Source organism: Streptomyces sp. NPDC039423 (genome assembly GCF_055598725.1).
The window spans coordinates 844174-869480 of the sequence record NZ_JBVKAH010000001.1; the positions used below are offsets into that span (position 1 = coordinate 844174).

23 protein-coding genes are annotated in these 25307 nt (G+C 70.6%); 15 read left to right on the plus strand and 8 right to left on the minus strand.

Going from position 1 to position 25307, the window contains the following annotated elements; translation table 11 throughout:
- Positions 1–40 precede the first annotated feature (40 nt).
- From ACZ7LK_RS03760 to ACZ7LK_RS03770, 3 genes are all read right to left on the minus strand, one after another.
- Positions 41–1132, minus strand: a complete 1092-nt coding sequence (locus ACZ7LK_RS03760) for a S1C family serine protease (RefSeq protein WP_471138231.1) — start codon at positions 1130–1132, stop codon at positions 41–43.
- Between the two features lie 103 nt (positions 1133–1235).
- Entirely contained in the window at positions 1236–1988 is a 753-nt protein-coding gene (locus ACZ7LK_RS03765) for a class I SAM-dependent methyltransferase (protein ID WP_471138620.1), read from the minus strand.
- Positions 1989–2029: 41 nt separating this feature from the next.
- On the minus strand, positions 2030–2626 hold the full coding sequence (locus ACZ7LK_RS03770; RefSeq protein ID WP_392276094.1) for a DUF3043 domain-containing protein: 597 nt from the start codon (positions 2624–2626) through the stop codon (positions 2030–2032).
- A 240-nt stretch (positions 2627–2866) separates the two neighbouring features.
- Here ACZ7LK_RS03770 and ACZ7LK_RS03775 point away from each other — a divergent pair, with 240 nt between their 5' ends.
- The 5 genes from ACZ7LK_RS03775 (at position 2867) to ACZ7LK_RS03795 (ending at position 9258) form a co-directional block, all read left to right on the plus strand.
- Positions 2867–3667 carry a PspA/IM30 family protein gene (locus ACZ7LK_RS03775; RefSeq protein ID WP_392276095.1) on the plus strand — a complete coding sequence of 267 codons (801 nt, stop codon included), beginning with the start codon at positions 2867–2869 and terminating at the stop codon, positions 3665–3667.
- A 12-nt stretch (positions 3668–3679) separates the two neighbouring features.
- On the plus strand, positions 3680–3958 hold the full coding sequence (pspAA, locus tag ACZ7LK_RS03780) for a PspA-associated protein PspAA (protein WP_392276096.1): 279 nt from the start codon (positions 3680–3682) through the stop codon (positions 3956–3958).
- Positions 3959–4126: 168 nt separating this feature from the next.
- Entirely contained in the window at positions 4127–5329 is a 1203-nt protein-coding gene (locus tag ACZ7LK_RS03785; RefSeq protein WP_469464929.1) for a sensor histidine kinase, read from the plus strand.
- Positions 5326–6015 (plus strand): response regulator, encoded by a 690-nt coding sequence (locus tag ACZ7LK_RS03790; RefSeq protein ID WP_392276097.1) that lies wholly within the window; start codon positions 5326–5328, stop codon positions 6013–6015. Before ACZ7LK_RS03785 ends, ACZ7LK_RS03790 begins: the two co-directional genes overlap by 4 nt.
- A 129-nt stretch (positions 6016–6144) precedes the next feature.
- Complete coding sequence (locus ACZ7LK_RS03795; RefSeq protein WP_469464921.1) at positions 6145–9258, plus strand: efflux RND transporter permease subunit; 3114 nt, start codon at positions 6145–6147, stop codon at positions 9256–9258.
- 88 nt (positions 9259–9346) lie between these two features.
- On the opposite strand, the gene nadA is transcribed toward ACZ7LK_RS03795, so the two are convergent.
- On the minus strand, positions 9347–10534 hold the full coding sequence (gene nadA, locus ACZ7LK_RS03800; RefSeq protein ID WP_392276099.1) for a quinolinate synthase NadA: 1188 nt from the start codon (positions 10532–10534) through the stop codon (positions 9347–9349).
- Positions 10535–10778: 244 nt separating this feature from the next.
- Between nadA and erpA the strand changes: the two genes are divergently transcribed.
- Positions 10779–11135: an iron-sulfur cluster insertion protein ErpA gene (gene erpA, locus ACZ7LK_RS03805; RefSeq protein WP_064071056.1), complete on the plus strand. Its 357-nt coding sequence runs from the start codon at positions 10779–10781 to the stop codon at positions 11133–11135.
- A 72-nt stretch (positions 11136–11207) separates the two neighbouring features.
- Here the strand turns inward: erpA and ACZ7LK_RS03810 are convergent, their stop codons facing one another.
- The gene (locus tag ACZ7LK_RS03810) at positions 11208–12794 is read right to left on the minus strand and encodes a hypothetical protein (protein WP_471138235.1); all 1587 of its coding nucleotides are present in this window, start codon (positions 12792–12794) and stop codon (positions 11208–11210) included.
- A 138-nt stretch (positions 12795–12932) separates the two neighbouring features.
- Positions 12933–13145 (minus strand): hypothetical protein, encoded by a 213-nt coding sequence (locus ACZ7LK_RS03815; RefSeq protein ID WP_392276101.1) that lies wholly within the window; start codon positions 13143–13145, stop codon positions 12933–12935.
- A gap of 130 nt (positions 13146–13275) precedes the next feature.
- Here ACZ7LK_RS03815 and ACZ7LK_RS03820 point away from each other — a divergent pair, with 130 nt between their 5' ends.
- Positions 13276–14250 (plus strand): carbohydrate kinase family protein, encoded by a 975-nt coding sequence (locus ACZ7LK_RS03820; protein WP_392276102.1) that lies wholly within the window; start codon positions 13276–13278, stop codon positions 14248–14250.
- A gap of 28 nt (positions 14251–14278) precedes the next feature.
- Here ACZ7LK_RS03820 and ACZ7LK_RS03825 read toward each other — a convergent pair whose 3' ends face one another.
- Positions 14279–15658, minus strand: a complete 1380-nt coding sequence (locus tag ACZ7LK_RS03825; protein WP_471138238.1) for an aminotransferase class V-fold PLP-dependent enzyme — start codon at positions 15656–15658, stop codon at positions 14279–14281.
- A gap of 260 nt (positions 15659–15918) precedes the next feature.
- Here ACZ7LK_RS03825 and ctaC point away from each other — a divergent pair, with 260 nt between their 5' ends.
- The 4 genes from ctaC (at position 15919) to ACZ7LK_RS03845 (ending at position 20382) form a co-directional block, all read left to right on the plus strand.
- On the plus strand, positions 15919–16890 hold the full coding sequence (ctaC, locus tag ACZ7LK_RS03830; RefSeq protein ID WP_392276104.1) for an aa3-type cytochrome oxidase subunit II: 972 nt from the start codon (positions 15919–15921) through the stop codon (positions 16888–16890).
- A complete protein-coding gene (gene ctaD, locus ACZ7LK_RS03835) occupies positions 16887–18635 on the plus strand; it encodes an aa3-type cytochrome oxidase subunit I (protein WP_392276105.1) in 1749 nt (582 codons plus the stop codon). The genes ctaC and ctaD overlap by 4 nt, the downstream gene beginning before the upstream one ends.
- Entirely contained in the window at positions 18632–19030 is a 399-nt protein-coding gene (locus tag ACZ7LK_RS03840) for a cytochrome c oxidase subunit 4 (RefSeq protein ID WP_392276106.1), read from the plus strand. Before ctaD ends, ACZ7LK_RS03840 begins: the two co-directional genes overlap by 4 nt.
- A 110-nt stretch (positions 19031–19140) precedes the next feature.
- On the plus strand, positions 19141–20382 hold the full coding sequence (locus ACZ7LK_RS03845) for a L,D-transpeptidase (RefSeq protein ID WP_392276107.1): 1242 nt from the start codon (positions 19141–19143) through the stop codon (positions 20380–20382).
- Between the two features lie 138 nt (positions 20383–20520).
- Here the strand turns inward: ACZ7LK_RS03845 and ACZ7LK_RS03850 are convergent, their stop codons facing one another.
- Positions 20521–20922, minus strand: a complete 402-nt coding sequence (locus ACZ7LK_RS03850; protein ID WP_392276108.1) for a DNA-binding transcriptional response regulator — start codon at positions 20920–20922, stop codon at positions 20521–20523.
- Between the two features lie 199 nt (positions 20923–21121).
- Between ACZ7LK_RS03850 and ctaE the strand changes: the two genes are divergently transcribed.
- From ctaE to qcrB, 4 genes are all read left to right on the plus strand, one after another.
- Positions 21122–21742 (plus strand): aa3-type cytochrome oxidase subunit III, encoded by a 621-nt coding sequence (ctaE, locus tag ACZ7LK_RS03855; RefSeq protein WP_392276109.1) that lies wholly within the window; start codon positions 21122–21124, stop codon positions 21740–21742.
- 76 nt (positions 21743–21818) lie between these two features.
- Positions 21819–22628 carry a cytochrome bc1 complex diheme cytochrome c subunit gene (qcrC, locus tag ACZ7LK_RS03860; protein WP_392276110.1) on the plus strand — a complete coding sequence of 270 codons (810 nt, stop codon included), beginning with the start codon at positions 21819–21821 and terminating at the stop codon, positions 22626–22628.
- Complete coding sequence (qcrA, locus tag ACZ7LK_RS03865) at positions 22625–23677, plus strand: cytochrome bc1 complex Rieske iron-sulfur subunit (RefSeq protein ID WP_392276111.1); 1053 nt, start codon at positions 22625–22627, stop codon at positions 23675–23677. Before qcrC ends, qcrA begins: the two co-directional genes overlap by 4 nt.
- The gene (gene qcrB / locus ACZ7LK_RS03870) at positions 23674–25305 is read left to right on the plus strand and encodes a cytochrome bc1 complex cytochrome b subunit (protein WP_469465122.1); all 1632 of its coding nucleotides are present in this window, start codon (positions 23674–23676) and stop codon (positions 25303–25305) included. The genes qcrA and qcrB overlap by 4 nt, the downstream gene beginning before the upstream one ends.
- Positions 25306–25307 lie beyond the last annotated feature (2 nt).

Sequence of the window (25307 nt, forward strand, 5' to 3'; positions counted from 1 at the left end):
GCCCGGCGCCGCACCCGACGCGCCGGGCCCGCGCCGGGTGTCAGATCTCGCCCAGGGTGACCCGGGCCGTGGCCGGGCGGCCGCCGCGGGTGTAGGTCACCGTCACCTCGTCGCCCGGTTCCGCCGAGGCCAGGGCCTCCAGCAGGGACGTCATCGTGGTGATGGGAGTGCTGTTCAGCCGGGTGATGATGTCGCCCGCCCGGAGGCCCGCGTCCGCCGCCGCCCCGCCCCGCGACACCTCGACGATCGCGACGCCGCCCGGCCGGTAGTCGTCGGTCAGGACGGTACGGCCGGTGATGTTCAGGGCCGCCCGGCCCGAGTCCGTGACCCGCCCGGTCTTCACGATCTGGTCGACGACCGTCCGCACCATGGACGCGGGGATCGCGAACCCGATGCCCGGCGCCGCGCTGCCACCGAGCTGCGGGTCGGCCGCCGCGAGCGTCGGGATGCCGATCACCTCGCTGTCCAGGTTGACCAGCGCGCCACCGCTGTTGCCCGGATTGATCGCGGCGGACGTCTGCACCATGTTGCCGATCGTCGCGCCCGTACCGCCGGCCGACCGGCTCTCGCTGACGGTCCGTCCGGTGGCCGAGACGATGCCCTGGGTGACGCTGCCGGACAGGCCCAGCGGCGAGCCCATGGCCAGGACGATCTGGCCGACCTCCACCTTCGACGAGTCGCCGAACGCCGCCGGCTTCAGCCCCGCGGGGCGCCGGGCCAGTTTGATGACGGCCAGGTCCTGCTCCGGGTAGCTGGACACCAGCTCGGCGGTCATGGGCTCCTCACCCGTCGCCACGGTGACCTTGAACGTCCGCTCCCCGCCGACGACGTGGGCGTTGGTGACGATGTGGCCCTGCTCGTCGTAGACGACGCCGGAGCCGAGGCTGTCCCGCGCCTCGATCTGCACGACCGACGGGAGGACGTTCCTGATCGCGTCGCGGTAGTCGTCCTCGAGCTCGGCCGCCCTGCCGGCCGTCCTCCCGGCGGCCCGCCCCGCCGCCGGCACCGCGGGTGCCGCCGCACGGGCCGTCGCCCCCGGGCCCGGCGACGACGGGCCGGCCGAGCAACCGCCCACCAGGGCGGCCGCGCACACCGCGGACGTCAGGGGCGCGAGCACACGAAGGGCATCCATGTCCGGAGTATCCCTTTCGCCCCGGCGGTACGGCGCCCGCTGCGCACCCGTCCAGGGGGTCCCTCGGGTCACCCCCCGGCGGTCGCCCCCGGCACCCGGTCCGTCAGCCCCGCACCCCGCACAGGTGCAGCAGCGCCGCCACCCGGCGGTACGGATCGGTGCGGCCCGCGCGGTCCTCGGCGGCCAGCAGCCGCTCCAGCTCCTCCGCGGCGGGGAGCCCCTCCTCGTTGGGCACGTTGTCGGTGAAGACCCGCACCCCGTACCAGGCCTGGAGCGGCGCCGCGATCCCGGCGAGCGTCGCCGTCAGCGTCTCCAGCCGGTCGGCCCGCACCGGCAGCCCGAGCCGGTTGACGTAGGTGTCCGACTCGAACGCCGCCAGCGTGCCCGGCCAGTCCCCGGCCAGCCCCGGCCGCATGGCCAGCGCGTCCGCGTTCCGTACGAGCAGCGACAGCAGACCGCCGGGCGCCAGCATCCGGGCGAGCCCCGCCAGCATGGCGTCGGGCTCCTCCACGTACATCAGCACACCGTGGCACAGCACCACGTCGAAGCTGCCCGGCAGGAAGTGCACACCGGTCTCCCGGCCGTCCCCCTCGATCAGCCGGACCCGCTCCCGGATGCCCGCCGGCTCCGACGCCAGCGCCTCCCGGGCGGCCTTCAGCATCTCCGGGTCGGACTCCAGGCCGGTGAGGGTGTGCCCGGCCCGGGCCAGGCGCAGCGCCTGGGTGCCCTGGCCCATGCCGACGTCGAGTATCCGCAGCCGCTGCCCCACCGGGTAGCGGGCGGCTATCTGCTCGTCGAGCTGGCGTGCGACGAGCTCCTGGCGGACCGTGTTGCGCAGTCCGCCGAGCCCGCCCAGCCACTCCGCCCCCGCGCCTCCGAAGCCGGAGACCAGGCTGGTCAGGGCCGCTCTCCGCGCTTGACCTGCGGCTTGGGCAGCCGCAGCCGGCGCAGTTGGAGCGTACGCATCAGGCCGTACGCCACGGCGCCGCGCTTGGGCTCGTCCGGGTAGCGCGCGTTGAGCTGCTTCTTCAGCCGGATGGAGATGCCGATCGAGTCGACCACGATCAGGGCGATCACGGCGAGCCACAGCAGCAGGGCGGTGTTCTTCACCTGCGTGTTCGGCAGGCTGGACAGCACCAGGATCACCACCGCCAGCGGCAGGAAGAACTCGGCGACACAGAAGCGCGAGTCCACGAAGTCGCGGACGAAGCGGCGGACCGGACCCTTGTCCCGGGCCGGCAGATATCGCTCGTCGCCGCTTGCCAGTGCCTGGCGCTGCTTGGCGAGGTCCGCGCGGCGCGCCTCGCGCTGCCGGCGCATGGCCTCCTTGCGGTCGGTCGGCACGGTCTGTGCACGGCGGCGCTGCGTCTGGGCCTCACTCCGCTTCGGGGTCGGGCGGCCCTTGGGGGCCTGGGGATCGCGGGGCTGCTTGGAGAGGTCCGCCGTCACCTGGTCGGTGGGGGCCTTCTCATCCTTCGAACGGCTACGGAACACAAAGCCCAAGGGTACGGGGTGCGCCGCATGGACCCCAGCCCGGCGGGGAACGATCCGGCAACGGCCTGCGTCCCCCGGAGAGGGATCCCTACTCCTTGCGCCGGAGCGAAGCCGCCCGCAGTCGTCCTTGGGGAGGAGCGCATCGGCGCCCGAACAGTGCGGTAATGGATGTGGGGCCCGTACTGTGGGTTCTGTTGGGTGCTGGAGCCGAAGTCCGTCAGAAGGGGGCGCGCGAAGCCCATGAGCGGTGTCATGAAGCGTATGGGGATGATCTTCCGCGCGAAGGCAAACAAGGCCCTTGACCGGGCCGAGGATCCGCGCGAGACCCTCGATTACTCGTACCAGAAGCAGCTCGAGCTGCTTCAGAAGGTACGCCGCGGCGTCGCCGACGTGGCGACGTCGCGCAAGCGCCTGGAGCTCCAGCTCAACCAGCTCCAGGGGCAGTCCGCCAAGCTGGAGGACCAGGGCCGCAAGGCGCTGGCGCTCGGCCGTGAGGACCTGGCGCGCGAGGCGCTGTCCCGCCGGGCCGCGCTCCAGCAGCAGGTCACGGACCTGGAGACGCAGCACCAGACCCTCCAGGGCGAGGAGGAGAAGCTGACGCTCGCCGCCCAGCGCCTCCAGGCCAAGGTCGACGCCTTCCGTACGAAGAAGGAGACCATCAAGGCCACGTACACCGCCGCCCAGGCGCAGACCCGGATCGCCGAGTCGTTCTCCGGCATCTCGGAGGAGATGAGCGACGTCGGCGTCGCCATCCAGCGCGCCGAGGACAAGACCGCGCAGCTCCAGGCGCGGGCCGGCGCGATCGACGAACTGCTCGCCTCGGGCGCGCTGGACGACCAGTCCGGCCTCCAGAAGGACGACCTCCAGGCCGAGCTGGACCGCCTGTCGGGCGGTACGGACGTCGAGCTGGAGCTCCAGCGCATGAAGGCCGAGCTGGCCGGCGGCACCACCCCGCAGCAGGCCATCGAGGGCGGTGCCGGCACCCCGCAGGACCAGGCCCGGCAGCAGTCGCAGTCCCCGACCCGGTTCGACAAGAGTTAAGGACGGCGCGTCATGATCGTCAGGATCATGGGGGAGGGCCAGGTGAGGCTGGCGGACAGCCACTTCGCCGAGCTCAACAAGCTGGACGACGAACTGCTCGGGGAGATGGAGGGCGGCGACGGCGAGGGCTTCCGCCGCACCCTCCACGCCCTGCTGGACACGGTGCGCCAACTCGGCGAGCCCTTGCCGGACGACGCGCTCGAACCCTCCGAACTGATCCTGCCGGCCCCGGACGCGACGCTCGAAGAGGTCCGCGCCATGCTCTCCGACGACGGCCTGATCCCCGGCTGACCCTCCGGCCCCCACCTGTGCCCCTCCCCGCCCGGCCGGGGAGGGGCACACGTGCGTCCCCCCCCGGGGGCCCGCCCCCCGCCGGGGGGTCATCACGGTCCCCGGCAGGACGTACCGTCTTCTTCCGTGACCACCCTCGAGAACCGGATCGTGCGCGGCCGGGCCTGGATGCGCGAGCACCCGCTGGCGTTCGACGGCGTCCTGGCGCTCGGCGCGCTGCTGTGCATGGTCGCCGGATCGTTCGTCGACCGGCACGGCGGGCCGCACGGCGGGCCCGACTTCGGCGGCCGTACGCCCGGCGCGGTCAGCGTGCTGCTGATGGTGACGGGCGCGGCGGCGCTGGTCCTCCGGCGCCGCAATCCGCTGGGCGTCCTGGTGTTCACCGGCGTGGTCACGCTCGTCGAGCACATCGCCCAGGACCCGCCCGCCCCCGTCGCCATGAGCGCCGTGGTCGCCCTCTACACCGTCGCGTCGCGCACCGACCGCCCCACCACCTGGCGCGTCGGGCTGCTGACGATGACCCTCCTGACGGGCGCCGCGATGCTGTTCGGCTCCGCGCCCTGGTACACCCAGGAGAACCTGGGCGTCTTCGCCTGGACCGGCATGGCCGCCGCCGCCGGTGACGCCGTCCGCAGCCGCCGCGCCTTCGTGGACGCCATCCGCGAGCGCGCCGACCGCGCCGAGCGCACCCGCGAGGAGGAGGCCCGCCGCCGGGTCGCCGAGGAACGGCTCCGCATCGCGCGGGACCTGCACGACGTCGTGGCCCACCACATCGCGCTGGTCAACGTGCAGGCGGGCGTCGCCGCCCACGTCATGGACAAGCGCCCCGACCAGGCCAAGGAGGCCCTCGCGCACGTGCGCGAGGCCAGCCGCTCCGCCCTCAACGAACTGCGCGCCACCGTCGGCCTGCTCCGCCAGAGCGGCGACCCCGAGGCGCCCACCGAACCCGCCCCCGGCCTCGGCGTCCTGGACGAGCTGCTGGACACCTTCCGCCACGCCGGCCTCCCGGTGGAGCTGGCCCGCACCGACCAGGGCCTCCCGCTCCCGGCGGCCGTCGACCTGGCCGCGTACCGCATCATCCAGGAGGCGCTGACCAACGTGCGCAAGCACGCCGGCCCGGGCGCCAGGGCCGAGGTGAGCGTCGTACGGGTCGGCCGGACCGTCGAGGTGACGGTCCTCGACGACGGCGCGCCCGGCGGGGCCGTACCCGGCGACGGCACCCCCGCCGACGGCGGCGGCCACGGCCTCCTCGGCATGCGCGAACGCGTCACCGCCCTCGGCGGCGCCCTCACCGCCGCCCCCCGCTACGGAGGCGGGTTCCGGGTCCAGGCGATACTGCCCGTCACGGCAGGGACAGGGGAGGCCACATGACCATCAGGGTGCTGCTCGCCGACGACCAGGCACTGCTCCGCAGCGCGTTCAAGGTCCTCGTGGACTCCGAGCCCGACATGGAGGTCGTGGGGGAGGCGGCGGACGGCGCGGAGGCCGTCGCGCTCGCCCGCTCGCGGCGGGCCGACGTCGTGCTGATGGACATCCGCATGCCCGGCACGGACGGTCTCGCCGCCACCCGCCTGATCAGCGCCGACCCGGACCTGGCCGGCGTCCGTGTGGTCATGCTGACCACCTTCGAGGTGGACGAGTACGTGGTGCAGTCGCTGCGCGCCGGGGCGTCCGGCTTCCTCGGCAAGGGCGCCGAGCCGGAGGAACTGCTGAACGCCATCCGCATCGCCGCCGCCGGGGAGGCGCTCCTGTCGCCCGTCGCCACCAAGGGCCTGATCGCCACGTTCCTGGCGCAGAGCGGCCACGCGGACGGCGCCGCGGGGGACGGACGGGCCTACTCCGAGCGGCTGGCCGCGCTGACCGTCCGCGAGCGGGAGGTCCTCGTCCTGGTCGCGGGCGGCCTGTCCAACGACGAGATCGCCGAGCGGCTGGAGGTCAGCCCGCTGACGATCAAGACGCACGTCAACCGGGCGATGGCCAAGCTCGGAGCCCGCGACCGCGCCCAGCTCGTCGTCACCGCCTACGAGTCAGGGTTGGTCCGCCCCAGGGTGGAGTGACCGCGTACCGCCGTGTACTCCGTTCGGTGTATGCGGGGCATAAGCAAACGGGACCTGGGGGCGACGGAACCCTCCCCTCCGTGGCTGATCGTATGAATACCCGCCGATCCGCCACAGAAGAGAGACCCCATGTCCTGGCTGTCCAGATTCAGCCTCGCGCAACGGGCCCTGATAGGGCTGATGTCGATCGTGGCGATCGTCTTCGGAGCGATCGCCATCCCCCAGCTCAAGCAACAGCTCCTGCCCTCCATCGAACTGCCGATGGTGTCGGTCCTCGCCCCCTATCAGGGCGCGTCCCCCGACGTGGTCGAGAAGCAGGTCGTCGAGCCGCTCGAAAGCTCCATCAAGGCGGTCGACGGCATCAAGGGCGTCACCTCCACCGCCAGCGAGGGCAACGCCCTCATCATGGCCACCTTCGACTACGGCGACGAGGGCACCAAGCAGCTCGTCGCCGACGTCCAGCAGGCCGTCAACCGGGCCGGCGCCCAGCTCCCCGACACCGTGGACCCGCAGGTGATCGCCGGCTCGACCGACGACATCCCGACCGTCGTCCTCGCCGTCACCTCGGGCAAGGACCAGCAGGCCCTGGCCGACCAGCTCGAGCGGACCGTCGTCCCGGCGCTGGAGGACATCGAAGGCGTCGGCCAGGTGTCGATCGAAGGCGTCCAGGACCTCCAGGTCTCCGTTACCCCGGACGACCGGAAGCTCGCGGCGGCCGGCCTGAACGCCATGACGCTGTCCGAGGCCCTCCAGGCGGGCGGCGCCACGGTACCGGCGGGCTCCTTCTCCGAAGCGGGCAAGAGCCGCACGGTCCAGGTCGGCGGCGGCTTCACCTCGCTGAAGCAGATCGAGAACCTGACGATCAAGCCGGAGAAGGGCGACCCGGTACGCCTCGGCGACGTCGCCACCGTGAAGCAGGAGGAGTCCCGGCGGGTCTCCCTCACCCGGACCAACGGCAAGCCGAGCCTCGCGGTCATGGCCACCATGGACAAGGACGGCAGCGCCGTCGCCATCTCCGAGGCGGTCAAGGCCGAGCTGCCCGAGCTCCGCGAGGACCTGGGCGCCGGCGCCGAACTCACCGTCGTCTCCGACCAGGGCCCGGCGGTCTCCAAGTCGATCTCCGGCCTGACCACCGAGGGCGCGCTCGGCCTCCTCTTCGCCGTGATCGTCATCCTGGTCTTCCTCGCCTCCCTCCGCTCCACCCTGGTCACCGCGGTCTCCATCCCGCTGTCCGTGGTCCTCGCCCTGATCGTCCTGTGGACCCGTGACCTGTCGCTCAACATGCTCACCCTGGGCGCGCTGACCATCGCGATCGGCCGGGTCGTCGACGACTCGATCGTGGTCCTGGAGAACATCAAGCGGCACCTCGGCTACGGCGAGGAGCGGCAGACCGCCATCCTCACCGCGGTGCGCGAAGTGGCCGGCGCGGTCACCTCCTCCACCCTCACCACCGTCGCCGTCTTCCTCCCGATCGGCCTGGTCGGCGGCATGGTGGGCGAGCTGTTCGGCTCGTTCTCCCTCACCGTCACCGCGGCCCTGCTTGCCTCGCTGCTCGTCTCGCTGACCGTCGTGCCGGTCCTGTCGTACTGGTTCCTGCGCGCCCCCAAGGGGACGTCCACGGACCCGGACCGGGCGCGCCGCGAGGCCGAGGAGAAGGAGAACCGCAGCGTCCTCCAGCGCGTGTACGTCCCGGTGCTCCGCTTCGCCACCCGCCGCCGGGTCACCAGCGTGGTCCTCGCGCTCGTCATCCTCGTGGGCACCTTCGGCATGGCCCCGCTGCTGAAGACCAACTTCTTCGACCAGGGCGAGCAGGAGGTCCTGTCCATCAAGCAGGAGCTGCCCGCCGGCACCAGCCTGGAGGCGGCCGACGCGGCCGCGAAGAAGGTGGAGAAGGTCCTCGCGTCGACCGACGAGGTCAAGGACTACCAGGTCACCGTCGGCTCGTCCGGCTTCATGGCGGCCTTCGGCGGCGGTACGGGTGCCAACCAGGCCTCGTACCAGGTCACGCTCACGGACTCCGGCGCCTACGAGAAGGCCCGGGACCACATCGACGCCGAGCTGGGCAAGCTCGACGGCATCGGCGACACCACCATCGCGGCGGGCGACGGCTTCGGCAACCAGGACCTCAGCGTCGTGGTGAAGGCGGCGGACGAGGCCACCCTCAAGCGGGCCTCCGAGCAGGTCCGCGCGGAGGTCGCCGAGCTCAAGGACGTCACCGACGTCCAGAGCGACCTGTCGCAGTCCGTCCCGCGCATCTCGGTCAAGGCCAACGCCAAGGCCGCCCCGGCGGGCTTCACCGACGCCACCCTCGGCATGGCGGTCGCCCAGGCCGTACGCGGCACCCCGGCGGGCAAGGCGATCCTGAACGACACCGAGCGGGACGTCGTCGTCACCTCCGCCGCGCCCGCGACAACGCTGGCCCAGCTCCAGCGGCTGCCCCTCGGCCCGGTGAAGCTCGGCGACGTCGCCGACGTGAAGCTGGTGCCCGGCCCGGTCTCGATGACCCGCATCGACGGCGCCCGCGCCGCGACCATCACGGCCAAGCCCACCGGTGACAACACGGGCGCGGTCAGCGCCGACCTCCAGTCGAAGATCAACGCGCTCGACCTCCCGGAGGGGGCCACCGCCTCCATCGGCGGCGTCTCCGAGGACCAGGAAGAGGCCTTCGCCAACCTGGGCCTGGCGATGCTCGCGGCGATCGCGATCGTCTTCATGCTCCTGGTCGCGACCTTCAAGTCCCTGGTCCAGCCGCTGATCCTGTTGGTCTCCATCCCGTTCGCGGCCACCGGCGCGGTCGGCCTGCTGATCGCCACGGGCACGCCGATGGGCGTCCCGGCGATGATCGGCATGCTGATGCTCATCGGCATCGTGGTCACCAACGCGATCGTGCTGATCGACCTGATCAACCAGTACCGGGCCCAGGGGCTCGGGGTCGTCGAATCGGTCATCGAGGGCGGCCGCCACCGCCTCCGCCCGATCCTGATGACCGCCCTGGCGACGATCTTCGCCCTGCTCCCGATGGCGCTCGGCGTCACCGGCGAGGGCGGCTTCATCGCCAAGCCGCTGGCGGTCGTGGTGATCGGCGGTCTGGTGACCTCCACGCTGCTCACCCTGGTGCTGGTCCCGACGCTGTACGCGATGGTGGAGCTCCGCAAGGAACGCCGCCGCGCCAAGCGGGCCGCCAAGCGCGCGGCGAAGTCGGCCCCCTCCGAGGAGAGGACCCCGACCCCGGCCAACGCCTAAAAGGCCCGCCTTACAGGGCCGTCACGCGCCGAAGGGGCGCCCCCGCGACGACGCGGGGGCGCCCATTCGGCACAGTGACGGCGACGGCCTACGGCAGCGCGAGCATCCGCTCCAGCGCCAGCTTGGCGAAGCTCTCCGTCTCCCGGTCGACCGTGATCCGGTTGACCAGGTTCCCCTCGGCCAGCGACTCCAGCGCCCACACCAGGTGCGGCAGGTCGATCCGGTTCATGGTCGAGCAGAAGCAGACCGTCTTGTCGAGGAAGACGATCTCCTTGCCCTCGTCGGCGAAACGGTTCGCCAGCCGCCGGACCAGGTTCAGTTCAGTGCCGATCGCCCACTTCGAGCCGGCCGGCGCCGCCTCCAGGGTGTTGATGATGTACTCGGTCGAGCCGACGTAGTCCGCCGCCGCCACGACCTCGTGCCGGCACTCGGGGTGCACGAGCACGTTCACCCCGGGGATCCGCTCCCGCACGTCGTTCACCGAGTCGAGCGAGAAGCGGCCGTGCACGGAGCAGTGGCCCCGCCACAGGATCATCCTGGCGTTCCGCAGTTCCTCCGCCGTCAGCCCGCCGTTCGGCTTGTGCGGGTTGTAGAGGACGCAGTCCTCCAGGGACATGCCCATGTCCCGGACGGCGGTGTTGCGCCCCAGGTGCTGGTCCGGCAGGAAGAGGACCTTCTCGCCCTGCTCGAAGGCCCAGTCCAGCGCCTTCTTGGCGTTGGAGGAGGTGCAGATCGTCCCGCCGTGCTTCCCGGTGAAGGCCTTGATGTCCGCCGAGGAGTTCATGTACGACACCGGGACGGTCACGTCCGCGACGCCCGCCTCCGTCAGCACGTCCCAGCACTCGGCGACCTGCTCGGCCGTCGCCATGTCGGCCATGGAACACCCGGCCGCCAGGTCGGGCAGCACGACCTTCTGGTCGTCCGTGGTGAGGATGTCGGCCGACTCGGCCATGAAGTGCACACCGCAGAAGACGATGTACTCCGCCTCCGGCCGCGCCGCCGCGTCGCGCGCGAGCTTGAAGGAGTCACCGGTGACGTCCGCGAACTGGATGACCTCGTCGCGCTGGTAGTGGTGCCCCAGGACGAAGACCTTGTCGCCCAGCTTCTCCTTGGCCGCGCGGGCGCGCTCGACCAGGTCGGGGTCGGAGGGGGAGGGGAGGTCACCGGGGCACTCGACTCCCCGCTCGCTCTTCGGGTCGGCCTCGCGGCCGAGCAGCAGCAGGGCGAGGGGCGACGGCTGGACGTCCAGGGGCTGGGCGGTGGTCACGTCACGCACCCTTTCTTTTCTGCGGAGAGCCTTTTCGTCTAAATGACGCTATCTATCATAACCGCTTCACGTCACTTTGACGATGGCCATAGTGTCGATGTGACACATCCCCCCTCCACAGGTCGGTGCTTGCCCGGAGCCCGGTGTGCGAGCATGAAGGGGAAAGACAAGCGCTGTGCCCGGAATGAATCCGCGGCCCCACCGGTTGCTACCGGTCGGCAAGCAGTCTCCGTACAACCCGGGAGAGAAGCAGATGTCCGTATCGGACGAGAAGACCACTGTCAGCGACGGCATCCTCCTGTCGGACGCCGCCGCGGCCAAGGTCAAGGCCCTGCTCGACCAGGAAGGCCGCGACGACCTGGCACTGCGCGTCGCCGTTCAGCCCGGTGGCTGCTCGGGCCTGCGTTACCAGCTCTTCTTCGACGAGCGCTCGCTCGACGGTGACGTCGTCAAGGACTTCAACGGCGTCAAGGTCGTCACCGACCGCATGAGCGCCCCCTACCTGGGCGGCGCCTCCATCGACTTCGTCGACACGATCGAGAAGCAGGGCTTCACCATCGACAACCCCAACGCCACCGGCTCCTGCGCCTGCGGCGACTCCTTCAGCTAAGAATTCCCGGCGCGAGCGCGAGGCGGCGGCCCCGGACCATCCCCGGGGCCGCCGCCTCCTGCCGTACGCCGGCTACCGCCGCGGCACCCGCTCGCCGCTCGCCGCGTCGACCACCTGCCGCTCACCCAGCGGCTGGTCCAGCGTCACCGTTCCGGTCAGCTCCTTGGCGATCAGGATGCAGACCCGCCCCGGCTCGACCGGCTTCTCGACCACCTTCAGCTTCACCTGGCTGCCGTTCTGCTCGGCCTTCACGGTGTACGTGCTGCACACCCCGCCCCAGAAGCGCGCGGTCAGGATCCGGCCGTCCATGCTGTACGACTCCACCTGCCGGGGCGCCTTCCCCGGCCCCGGGGTCCCGGGTGCCGCGGAGGGCTCCGGACGGGGCGTGAGCGGCGCCGGGGCGGGCGTGAGGTACTCGGGCGCCACGGCCGGGTAGGTGATCGTGAACGGCCGGGCCCCGCCCTTGGGCGCCACCTCGAACAGCCAGGACGGCACGAGCGCCGGGCGCCCCGCCGCGTAGTGCGCCGCGAGCCCGAAGACCGCCCGGGAGACCGTCACCGTGTCCTTCGCCGGCGGCACCCGGTCCGGGCCGCACGGGACGGCCGGCGCGGCCGGGTCCGCGCCCTTGGCCGCCGGGTCCGAGTCTTTCGCGGCCGGCCCGGACGGCGAGCCCGGGCCCTCCAGCGGCGCCGGGGTGGCGCACCCGCCGATGTCCCCGCCGGTGCCCACCCGGCCGTCACCGGCTCCGGAGTTCAGCCGCTCCAGCGCCGCCGCCGCGCCGATCACCGGGTACTCGTGGCTGCGGGCCGGCGCCTTCAGCCGCCCGCCGGCGCCGCTGACCGTGCCGTCCGGGGCGACCTGGACACCGGTGGACCAGCCGTACGTCGGAAGCCCGCCCACGACCGGGTCGGCGTTCACCACCCGCACCGAGCCCATCAGCTGCGTGGCGTCCAGCTCGGCGTCCCGCTGGCCCAGCGCCTCCAGCACCGGGCCGGCCGCCGCCTTGGCGGCCGCCTCGCTCACGGGCCGCCCGCCGGTGCCGCCCGGGGGCGTGCCCGTGGAACCGTCCGGGGTCGTGGCGCTCGTGGAGGGGCACTCCTTGCCCTTGACGCAGTCGTCCCCGGCCGGCGAGGTCCCGAACGTCCAGGTCCCCGGCGCCTGCCGGTCCACGTGCAGCACGGCACCCGAGCCGTCCTTGTCCGGGCCCACCTTCCACGCCGAACCGGCCGCCACGGGCGTCCCGGTCACCCCGAGGGCCTTGGCCAGCCGCGCCACCTCGTCGGCCCCGACGGTGCCCTCCGGCCGGTACACGTGGGCCGAACCGGGCCCCTTGGGCAGCGGGCCGGCGGCCCGGTAGACGACCCCGCTCGGGTCCGGCTCGCCGGGCGCGATCCCCGGCCCCGTGCCCGGTGGCGTCCCCTGCCCGGGACCGCTCTCGGTGTGACCGTCCAGGGCCAGCGGCGGCGGCCGCGTGCCCTCCGCCGCGGGGACGCCGTCGCTGCGGGCGTCACCCTCCGACGCGACCGTGGCGAAGTACGCGCCGCCGCCGCCGGCGATCAGCACGGCCGCCGCCACCGAGGCGACGGCCAGCGGCGAACGCCTCCGGCGAGGGGTGTCCTGTGTCGGCTCCGCGGCCGGCTCCGGCTCCGTACTGCTCACCGCAATGCTCCTTCGTACGCCCTGGCCCGTTGACGGGAGACACCCCTGGGACGGAACGGAGCGGCGGGCGGTTCCCTCGGTGCGCCCGGGCGGGGGAGCGCCCGGGCGGGCCCGCGGACGCCGGGGGACGGCCGTGCCTCAGGCGCCGTACTCCGGAGTGGCGGCGATCAGCCGCGCCGAGGCGGGCGGGACGACCACCCCGTGGATGAGCGACGGCGACACGGGGGCGGGCGCCGGCACGGCCTCCGCCGGGTCCACCCAGTGCGGCACCATGCGCGCGCTGTCCCCGCGCAGCTCGGCGAGGCTCACATCGGACTCGTACTGCTCTCGCGGAACGCTGAAGTTGGACATGTACGCACCGTACGCACGCGAGAGCCGACCGAAAAAGACCTACTATCGGGTAGTTTCCGCGTGTGGGGGGGGTGCCGGCGACCCGGTAGCGTGAACCGTCAACTCCACCTTCCCGCAGGAGCGCCCAGCCGTGCGTATCGCAGTCACCGGCTCCATCGCCACCGACCACCTCATGACCTTCCCCGGCCGATTCGCCGACCAGCTGGTCGCCGACCAGCTCCACACGGTCTCCCTCTCCTTCCTGGTCGACAACCTCGACGTGCGCAGGGGAGGGGTGGCGGCCAACATCTGCTTCGGCATGGGGCAGCTCGGCACCCGCCCCATCCTGGTCGGGGCGGCGGGTTCCGACTTCGACGAGTACCGCGCCTGGCTCGACCGGCACGGCGTGGACACCGGCTCCGTGCGGATCTCCGAGGTGCTGCACACCGCGCGCTTCGTGTGCACCACGGACGCCGACCACAACCAGATCGGCTCCTTCTACACCGGCGCCATGAGCGAGGCCCGGCTGATCGAGCTGAAGGCCGTCGCCGACCGCGTCGGCGGCCTGGACCTGGTGTCGATCGGCGCGGACGACCCCGAGGCGATGCTCCGCCACACCGAGGAGTGCCGGACGCGGAACATCCCGTTCGCCGCCGACTTCTCGCAGCAGATCGCCCGCATGGACGGCGACGAGATCCGCACCCTCCTGGAGGGCGCGACCTACCTCTTCTCCAACGAGTACGAGAAGGGGCTGATCGAGTCCAAGACCGGCTGGACCGACGAGGAGATCCTCGCCCGGGTCGGCCACCGCGTCACCACCCTCGGCTCGCGGGGCGTCCGGATCGAGAGGACCGGCGAGCCGGTCATCGAGGTCGGCTGCCCCGACGAGGAGGCCAAGGTCGACCCGACCGGTGTCGGCGACGCCTTCCGGGCCGGCTTCCTGTCCGGCCTGTCCTGGGGCGTGGGCCTTCAGCGCGCCGCCCAGGTCGGCTGCATGCTGGCCACCCTGGTCATCGAGACGCTCGGCACCCAGGAGTACACCCTGAGCCGCGCCCACTTCATGGACCGCTTCACCAAGGCATACGGCCACGAGGCCGCCACCGAGGTCCAGGCCCACCTCCCGTAACCACGGCGGGACGCCCCCGCGCGGTGTCTCAGGACGTCCGGCGGACCACGTACGCCGTTCCGTGGTCCGCCGGCCGCTCGCCCACGTACTCCTGGCCGCGCATCCCGCACCACGCCGGGATGTCCAGACGGGCCGCCTCGTCGTCGGAGAGAACCGTCACGGTGCCGCCCACCGGGACGTCACCGAACACCTTGGCCAGCTCGATCACCGGGATCGGGCACCGCCGGCCGAGGGCATCCACCACCAGGGACTCCTCGCCCCCGGCGGCGGACCGCGGGGCGGGCGCGCCGAACCGTTCCCGGATCCCCGCCACCACGCCCGGCAGCACCTCCAGGAACCGCTCCACGTCCGCCTCCGCCGTACCGGACGGCAGGGACACCCGGACATTGCCCTCCGACAGCACGCCCATCGCCCGCAGGACGTGGCTGGGCGTCAGCGTCGAACTCGTGCACGACGAACCGGAGGAAACGGAGAAACCGGCCAGGTCCAGCTCGTGCAGCAGGGCCTCCCCGTCCACGTAGAGGCACGAGAAGGTCACGAGGTGGGGCAGGCGCCGCACCGGGTCGCCGACCACCTCCACGTCCGGCACCGACTCCGCCACCCGGGCCCGGATCCGGTCCACCAGCGCCCGCAGCCGCCCGGCCTCCGTGCCGGCCTCCGCGCGCACCGCCCGCAGCGAGGCCGCCGCCGCCACGATCCCGGGGATGTTCTCGAAGCCGGCCGACCGCCCCGACTCCCGCTCGTCGGCCGGGCCTTGGGGCGCGAACCGGACACCCTTGCGGACCACCAGCAGCCCCACCCCCGCCGGTCCGCCCCATTTGTGGGCACTCGCCGTGAGCAGGGACCAGTCGCCCGGCACCGGACCCCACGCCAGCGACTGGGCGGCGTCCACCAGCAGCGGGACCCCCGCCTTCCGGCACGCCGCCGCGACCTCGGCCACCGGCTGCTCGGTGCCGACCTCGTGGTTGGCCGACTGGAGGCAGGCGAGCGCCGTGTCGTCCCGCAGCGCGGCGGCGTACGCCTCCGGCGCCACCCGCCCGGCCCGGTCGACCGGCACCTCGGTCACGGTCCCGCCGTCCGCCTCGTGCGCGGCGGCCGCGTGCAGCACCGACGAGTGCTCCACCGCCGACACGGCCAGGTGCCGGCCCACCCGCCGGCGCCCCGCGAGCGCCCCGGCAACCCCGGAGTGCACCGCGCGCGTCCCCGAAGGGGTGAACACGAGCTCGTCGGGACGGCACCCCACCGCCTCGGCGGCCGCCTCCCGCGCCGCGTCCAGCAGCAGCCGGGCACGCCGTCCCTCCCGGTACAGCCGTGCGGGGTCGGCCCACCCCTCGTCCAGCGCGGCCTGGAGGGCCTGGCGGGCCACCGGGTGGAGGGGGGCGGAGGAAGCGGAATCGAAGTAGGACACACCGACACGCTAACTCCGGTGGGCCCGTACCCGGGTGCCGCCGGGGCCCGGCCCGCTCGCGACCTCAGGAAATGCCGCTCCGGACACCCCTTCGGGGTGCCCTGCGGCGCGTTGGGCACCCTCCCCGCGCGACCCCAAATAGCGTCCAGTAGGGTTTGGTCCGCATAAACATCCAAACCCCTGCCCGCGTCAGGGCCGGCGACCGACCAGCGTGACGGCCGCAGCCGACCGCGCGGGCGAGACTCTCGGGAAGGCGCTACGTGAGTCCCAACGGCTCCGACCGCTCGTCGCGGCGCCCGATGCGGCGGAAGCTGCCGCAGGTGCTGACTGCGGGCCTGATCCTGGCTACCGCCTCCGGTTGCTCGTACAACTGGGAGGACTTCCCCCGCCTTGGTATGCCCACCCCGGTGACGGAGGAGGCCCCGCGGATCCTCTCCCTCTGGCAGGGCTCGTGGGCGGCTGCGCTCGCCACGGGCGTGCTGGTCTGGGGCCTGATCCTGTGGAGCGTCATCTTCCACCGGCGCAGCCGCACCAAGGTCGAGGTTCCTCCGCAGACCCGGTACAACATGCCCATCGAGGCGCTGTACACGGTGACCCCGCTCATCATCGTCTCGGTGCTCTTCTACTTCACCGCGCGCGATGAGTCGAAGCTCCTGGCCCTCTCCAACAAGCCGGCCCACACCATCAGCGTGGTGGGCTACCAGTGGAGCTGGGGCTTCAACTACATCGAGAACGTCGACGGCAAGGCGGACACGGGAAGCAAGCCCGCCTCGCAACTCGCCGTCGTTCCTGACAAGTACCAGAAGCAGTTCCCCCAGGGGGCCGAAGGCGTCTACGACTACGGCATCCCCGGCACGCGGAACCCGCAGACCGGCAACCCGGGCCCGACCCTGTGGCTGCCGAAGGGTGAGAAGGTCCGGTTCATCCTGACCTCCCGTGATGTCATCCACTCGTTCTGGGTCGTCCCCTTCCTGTTCAAGCAGGACGTCTTCCCCGGCCACAACGTGAACGTGTTCGAGGTGACCGCGACGCAGGAGGGCACCTTCAAGGGCAAGTGTGCCGAGCTCTGCGGCGTCGACCACTCCCGGATGCTCTTCAACGTCAAGGTGGTCTCCCCGGAGCGCTACCAGCAGCACCTGAAGGAGCTGGCCGAGAAGGGGCAGACGGGTTACATCCCGGCGGGCATGGCGATCACCGACTCGGCCAGGAACTCGGAGAGCAACCAACTGTGAGCATCCTCAACGAACCTCAGGGTGCCGCCGAGGCAGCCGACGGCTCGCGTGAGCCGTACGAGAACGAGCTGCCCGTACGGCGCCGTCAGCCCGGTGGTGTGGTCGTGAAGTGGCTGACCACCACCGACCACAAGACGATCGGCACGCTGTATCTGGTCACGTCGTTCGCCTTCTTCTGCATCGGCGGTCTGCTGGCGCTCTTCATGCGCGCCGAGCTGGCCCGTCCGGGCACGCAGATCATGTCGAACGAGCAGTTCAACCAGGCGTTCACGATGCACGGCACGATCATGCTGCTGATGTTCGCGACGCCGCTGTTCGCCGGATTCGCGAACTGGATCATGCCGCTCCAGATCGGTGCGCCCGACGTGGCGTTCCCGCGGCTGAACATGTTCGCCTACTGGCTGTACCTCTTCGGCTCGCTGATCGCGGTGGCCGGCTTCCTCACCCCCCAGGGTGCGGCCGACTTCGGCTGGTTCGCCTACGCCCCGCTGTCGGACGCGGTCCGCTCGCCGGGTGTCGGCGCCGACATGTGGATCATGGGTCTGGCCTTCTCCGGCTTCGGCACGATCCTCGGCTCGGTCAACTTCATCACCACGATCATCTGCATGCGCGCGCCCGGCATGACGATGTTCCGCATGCCGATCTTCACCTGGAACGTGCTGCTGACCGGTGTCCTGGTCCTGCTCGCCTTCCCGGTGCTGGCCGCCGCGCTCTTCGCGCTGGAGGCCGACCGCAAGTTCGGCGCGCACGTCTTCGACGCGGCCAACGGTGGAGCGCTGCTGTGGCAGCACCTCTTCTGGTTCTTCGGCCACCCCGAGGTGTACATCATCGCGCTGCCGTTCTTCGGCATCGTGTCGGAGATCATCCCGGTCTTCAGCCGCAAGCCGATGTTCGGTTACATCGGCCTGGTGGCCGCGACGATCGCGATCGCCGGCCTGTCCGTGACGGTGTGGGCGCACCACATGTACGTCACCGGCGGTGTGCTGCTGCCGTTCTTCTCCTTCATGACCTTCCTGATCGCGGTACCGACCGGTGTGAAGTTCTTCAACTGGATCGGCACCATGTGGAAGGGCTCGTTGTCCTTCGAGACCCCGATGCTCTGGACGATCGGCTTCCTGGTCACCTTCACCTTCGGTGGTCTGACCGGTGTCATCCTGGCCTCGCCCCCGATGGACTTCCACGTCTCCGACTCGTACTTCGTCGTCGCGCACTTCCACTACGTCGTCTTCGGCACCGTGGTCTTCGCGATGTTCGCCGGCTTCCACTTCTGGTGGCCGAAGTTCACCGGAAAGATGCTGGACGAGCGCCTCGGCAAGATCACGTTCTGGACGCTGTTCATCGGCTTCCACGGCACGTTCCTGGTGCAGCACTGGCTCGGTGCCGAGGGCATGCCGCGTCGTTACGCGGACTACCTCGCCGCCGACGGCTTCACCCTGCTGAACACGATCTCCACGATCGCCTCGTTCCTGCTGGGCCTGTCGATCCTGCCGTTCCTCTACAACGTCTGGAAGACGGCCAAGTACGGCAAGAAGATCGAGGTCGACGACCCCTGGGGCTACGGCCGTTCGCTGGAGTGGGCGACTTCCTGCCCGCCGCCGCGGCACAACTTCCTCACGCTGCCGCGCATCCGTTCGGAATCCCCGGCGTTCGACCTGCACCACCCTGAGATCGCGGCCGTCGGCCAGCTCGAGAACCACGGGCAGAAGGACACCGCGCTGTTCGGTGGCAAGGAGGTCGGCAAGTGAAGATCCAGGGCAAGATGTTCATCTGGCTGAGCATCTTCATCCTCGCCATGGCGATCCTCTATGGCGTGTGGTCGAAGGAGCCGGCCGGTACGACGGCGCTCTTCCTGGCCTTCGGCCTGTCGATCATGATCGGCTACTACCTGGCCTTCACGGCCCGGCGAGTGGACGCCATGGCGCAGGACGACAAGGAGGCCGACGTCGCGGACGAGGCCGGTGAGGTCGGCTTCTTCTCGCCGCACAGCTGGCAGCCGCTCTCGCTGGCGATCGGTGGCGCCTTCGCCTTCCTGAGCATCGCTCTGGGCTGGTGGCTCCTGTACTTCGCCTTCCCGCTGATCCTGATCGGCCTGTGGGGCTGGGTCTTCGAGTACTACCGGGGCGAGAACCAGAACCAGTAGCGTTCCGCGCTTCGACAAGGGGCCCGGCCACCTCCGTACGGAGGTGGCCGGGCCCCTCGTTTGGAGTCATCCGGCGTGCCGCTGCGGGCATACCTTCCTACGGTGTGCTCATGAGCAACACGCCCCGCATGCGCATCGCCATAAGCTGCACCCTGCTGGTCGCCGTCACGGGCGCGAGCGCGACCGCGTGCGGCGGCCCGGACGGCCATCCCCTCTCGGCGAAGCCGTACGACGCGGCCCGCCAGGTCGCGTTCAACGCCCCGTCCGGCACCGCCAAGGCGTCCCTCGACAAGCCCCTCGAAGTCACCGCCAAGGGCAAGGACGGCCGCATCACCGACGTCACGGCCGTCGACGCCGCCGGCCACTACCTGGCCGGTGAGCTCTCCGCCGACGGCAGCCGCTGGCGCTCCACGGCCCCCCTGGTGGCCGGGACGCGGTACACCGTCCGGGTGGCCACGGAGGACACCAAGGGGGCTCCCGGCGCCCGTACGATGACGTTCGAGACCGCACCCGCCAAGAAGGTCCTCAACGTCGCATTCGGCCCGGAGACGGGCAAGTACGGCGTCGGCCAGCCCATCACGGCCGAGCTCAGCACCCCCGTCACCACCAAGGAGGGCCGGGCCGCCGTCGAGCGCTCCCTCAAGGTCCGCTCCACCCCCGCCGTCACGGGCGCCTGGCACTGGGTCGACGACAAGAAGCTGCACTACCGCCCGAAGGAGTACTGGCCCGTCGGCGCGTCCGTCACCGTCACGGGCAACCTCGCGGGCGTCCGGGTCACGCGCGACCTCTACGGCGGCTCCGCCAAGCCCCTGAACCTCAGCATCGGCGACCGCGTCGAGGCCATCACCGACGCGGCCAGCCACCACATGACGGTCAAGCGCAACGGAAAGGTGATCAACACCATTCCGGTGACCACCGGCAAGCCGGGCTTCTCCACCCGCAACGGCATCAAGGTCGTGCTCGGCAAGGAGTACTTCGTCCGCATGCGCAGCACCACCGTGGGCATCGCCGCGGGCAGCAGCGAGTCCTACGACCTGCCGGTCTACTACGCCACCCGGGTGACCTGGAGCGGCGAGTACGTCCACGCCGCCCCCTGGTCCGTCGGCTCACAGGGGTCCGCCAACGTCAGCCACGGCTGCACCGGCATGTCCATGAGCAACGCGGCCTGGTTCTACGAGAACGTCCGCCCCGGGGACCTCGTCCACGTCATCAACAGCGAGGGCAAGGAGATGGACCACTTCGGCAACGGCTTCGGCGACTGGAACCTGCCCTGGGACAAGTGGCAGGCCGGCAGCGCCGCCCAAGCCGAAGCCCCCCGCACGGAACGGATGCGCCTCCGGCCCACTTTTTAGGGCTCGGTTCGCCTCCGGGGCGCTCCGGCGTGCGCCGACGGTCGATCGTGCTCGGCTGCTCGTTCCTCGCAGCCTCCGCGCGTTCTCCCTTTCGGCACCCGCCGCGCCCCTTCGCCTCACTCGCCCCGGAGGGGGGTCTTACGCCTCCACGGCGAGGCGGGTGCGGAGCAGGGCGGCCAGGGCGTCCGCGAACTCGACCGGGTCGACCGGGAGGGTCACCGCGGCGTCCGCGCGGCTCCAGGTGGCCAGCCAGGCGTCCTGGGGGCGGCCGATGAGCAGCAGGACGGGCGGGCACCGGAAGACCTCGTCCTTGATCTGGCGGCACACCCCCATGCCGCCCGCCGGCACCGCCTCGCCGTCCAGGACGCAGACGTCGACGCCGCCCCGGTCCAGCCGGTCCAGCACCGCCGGGAGTGTCGCGCACTCGATGAACTCCACCGGCGGAACGTCGGCCGCGGGCCGGCGCCCGGCCGCCAGCCGCACCTGCGCGCGGGTGTTGGCGTCGTCGCTGTAGACCAGGACGGTGGCGCTCGACTGCATGGTTCCTCCGAGTACGTCGGCGGCATGGGCGGGTACGGCAGGTACCGATGGGCCGGATGCTACTCCTCCCGCACCCCCCTCAACACCGGTTCGGACACCCCTTCGACGGCCCTTCCGCTGGGCCGTTCGGGCTGGACAGAGCGCATCAACACACCGAACGGCACCCCCCGGAGTGAGGGCGGGATAAGCGACCGACATAATGTCGGTCGTGGCGACAGCAACGACAGTAGAAACCGGGCACGCGCACCCGTCGGTCAATCGGCCGAACCTCACCAGCGTCGGAACCATCATCTGGCTGAGTTCCGAGCTGATGTTCTTCGCGGCCCTCTTCGCGATGTACTTCACCCTGCGATCGGTGACGGGTGCCGAGTTCTGGGCAGAGAAAGCCGATGCGCTGAACTTCCCGTTCTCGGCGACCAACACCACGATCCTGGTGCTCTCCTCGCTCACCTGCCAGCTCGGCGTCTTCGCCGCCGAGCGCGGTGACGTGAAGAAGCTCCGGGCGTGGTTCGTGATCACGTTCGTGATGGGTGCCATCTTCATCGGAGGCCAGGTCTTCGAGTACACCGAGCTGGTGAAGCACGAGGGCCTCTCGCTCTCGTCGGACCCGTACGGCTCCGTGTTCTACCTGACGACCGGCTTCCACGGCCTGCACGTGACGGGCGGTCTCATCGCCTTCCTGCTGGTCCTCGGCCGTACGTACGCGGCCAAGAGATTCACTCACGAGCAGGCAACCGCCGCCATCGTCGTGTCCTACTACTGGCACTTCGTCGATGTCGTCTGGATCGGCCTCTTCGCCACGATCTACATGATCAAGTAGTCGGGTCCGTACCGACCGGTACGCCCGACACATCCAGCAAGCATCGACGCAGAAGATCCTGACACCGGGGTAATCCGTGAAAAAGCTCTCCGCACGACGACGCCATCCGCTGGCGGCGGTCGTCGTCCTACTCCTCGCGCTGGCGGCCACTGGGGGGCTGTACGCCGCGTTCGCGCCCGCGGGCAAGGCGCAGGCAGACGAAACCGCCCAGTCCCTCGCCATCGAGGAGGGCAAGAAGCTCTACACCGTCGGCTGCGCCAGCTGCCACGGAACCGGCGGTCAGGGCACCACTGACGGCCCGAGCCTGGTGGGCGTCGGCTCCGCCGCCGTGGACTTCCAGGTCGGCACCGGCCGCATGCCGGCGCAGCAGCCCGGCGCCCAGGTGCCGAAGAAGAAGGTCATCTACTCGCAGGCCGAGATCGACCAGCTGGCCGCGTACGTCGCGTCCCTCGGCGCCGGTCCGATCAAGCCGACCGAGAAGCAGTACAGCCCGGAAGGCGCGAACATCGCCAAGGGTGGCGACCTGTTCCGCACCAACTGCGCCCAGTGCCACAACTTCACCGGCGAGGGCGGTGCCCTGACGCACGGCAAGTACGCCCCCAGCCTCGAAGGCGTGAGCGAGAAGCACATCTACGAGGCCATGCAGACCGGCCCGCAGAACATGCCGTCCTTCCCCGACACCACGATGCCGGAGAAGGAGAAGAAGGACATCATCGCGTACATCAAGACCGTGAACGGTGAGGAGACGCCGACCCCCGGCGGCTTCGCGCTGGGCGGTCTCGGCCCGGTCAGTGAGGGCCTGTTCGGATGGATCTTCGGTCTGGGTTCCCTGATCGCTGTCGCCGTCTGGGTCGCGGCCCACACCGCTAAGGCCAAGAAGTCATGAGTAGCCAAGAGATTTCAGAAGCAGAGAGCCTGCCGAACGCGCAGGACACCACGCACGGCACGGCGCTGGCGGAGAACCCGTTCGCCGACCCGGGGCTGCCGCCCCACAAGCCGCGCATCCAGGACATCGACGAGCGGGCCGCCAAGCGCTCCGAGCGCACGGTCGCCCTGCTGTTCACGCTGTCGATGCTGGCCACGATCGGCTTCATCGCCTCCTTCGTGATCTTCCCGGTCGACAAGATCGTCTACGTCTGGCCGCTGGGTCACGTCAGCGCGACGAACCTGTCGCTGGGTCTGACGCTGGGCCTCGCGCTCTTCTGCATCGGCGCGGGCGCGGTCCACTGGGCCCGCACCCTGATGTCCGACGAGGAGATGGCCGACGACCGGCACGCCATCGAGGCGACGCCGGAGGTCAAGGCCAAGGTCATGGCGGACTTCGCGGACGGTGCGCGGGAGTCCGCGATCGGCCGCCGCCCGCTGATCCGCAACACGATGCTCGGCGCGCTGGCCATGGTGCCGCTCTCCGGCGTGGTGCTGCTGCGCGAGCTGGGCCCGCTGCCCGAGAAGAAGCTCTTCCACACCGGGTGGTCCAAGGGCAAGCAGCTCATCAACATGAACACGAATGAGCCGCTGCGCCCCGAGGACGTCGCGGTGGGCTCGCTCACCTTCGCCAAGCCCGAGGGCCTGGAGGAGAGCGACCACGAGTTCAACAACAAGATCGCCAAGGATGCCCTGATGATCGTCCGGATCCAGCCGGAGGACATCAAGGACAAGCGCGAGCTGGAGTGGTCGCACGAGGGCATCGTCGCCTTCTCGAAGATCTGCACCCACGTGGGCTGCCCGATCTCCCTGTACGAGCAGCAGACCCACCACGTCCTCTGCCCGTGCCACCAGTCCACCTTCGACCTCTCCGACGGCGCCCGCGTCATCTTCGGCCCGGCCGGTCACCCGCTGCCGCAGCTGCGGATCGGCGTGAACGACGAGGGCTTCCTCGAAGCTCTCGGCGACTTCTCCGAGCCCGTCGGCCCTGCATTCTGGGAGCGCGGATGAGCACCACGACCGCAAGCGACGCCAAGCGCAAGGCGCCCGCCGGCGAGCGGGTCGCCGACTGGGCCGACGGCCGGCTGGGCATCTACGGCCTGGCCAAGGCCAACATGCGCAAGATCTTCCCGGACCACTGGTCCTTCATGCTGGGTGAGATCTGCCTCTACAGCTTCCTGATCATCATCCTCACGGGTGTGTATCTGACGCTGTTCTTCCACCCGAGCATGAACGAGATCGAGTACCACGGCTCGTACGTGCCGATGCAGGGCATCCGCATGACCGAGGCGTACGCCTCGACCCTGGACATCAGCTTCGACGTCCGCGGTGGTCTGCTCATCCGGCAGATTCACCACTGGGCCGCGGTGGTCTTCCTCGCGGGCATGTTCGTGCACATGATGCGCGTCTTCTTCACCGGCGCGTTCCGCAAGCCGCGTGAGATCAACTGGCTGTTCGGCTTCCTGCTGTTCGTCCTGGGCATGTTCACCGGTTTCACCGGCTACTCGCTCCCGGACGACCTGCTCTCCGGCACCGGTGTCCGCTTCACGCAGGGCGCGATCCTGTCCATGCCGATCGTCGGCACGTACATCTCGATGTTCCTGTTCGGCGGCGAGTTCCCCGGCCACGACATGGTGGCCCGGTTCTACTCGATCCACATCCTGCTGCTGCCGGGCATCATGCTCGGCCTCGTGGTGGCCCACCTGATCCTGGTCTTCTACCACAAGCACACGCAGTTCCCCGGCCCCGGCCGGACGAACAAGAACGTCGTCGGCATGCCGCTGCTGCCGGTGTACATGGCCAAGGCCGGAGGCTTCTTCTTCCTGGTCTTCGGCGTCATCGCGATGATCGCCGCCATGTTCACGATCAACCCGATCTGGGCCATGGGCCCGTACCGTCCGGACCAGGTGTCCACCGGCGCCCAGCCCGACTGGTACATGGGCTTCGCCGAGGGTCTGATCCGTGTCATGCCGGGCTGGGAGATCAACCTCTGGGGCCACACCCTGGTCCTGGGCGTGTTCATCCCGCTGATGCTCTTCGGCGTGATGCTCGCGGCGATCGCGGTCTACCCGTTCATCGAGTCGTGGATCACCGGCGACAAGCGGGAGCACCACCTGCTGGACCGGCCGCGCAACGCGCCCACCCGGACCGCTCTGGGTGTCGCCTGGGTCACCGGCTACATGGTCATGCTGCTGGGTGGTGGCAACGACATCTTCGCCACCCACTTCCACATGTCGCTGAACGCCATCACGTGGTTCGTCCGGATCGCCTTCTTCGTCGGCCCGGTCATCGCGTTCCTCGTCACCAAGCGGATCTGCCTCGGCCTCCAGCGCCGCGACAAGGACAAGGTGCTGCACGGACGCGAGTCCGGCATCATCAAGCGCCTGCCGCACGGTGAGTTCGTGGAGATCCACGAGCCGCTCAGCCAGGCCCAGCTCCACGCGCTCACCGCGCACGAGCAGTACGCGCCCGCCGAGATCGGCCCCGAGGTCGACGAGAACGGCGTGGAGCGCAAGCTGTCCCGCGGGCAGAAGCTCCGCGCGAAGCTCAGCAAGGGCTACTACGGCGAGGGGAACCAGATCCCCAAGGCCACCGCCGAGGAGTACAAGGAGATCACCAGCGGCCACGGCCACCACTGATC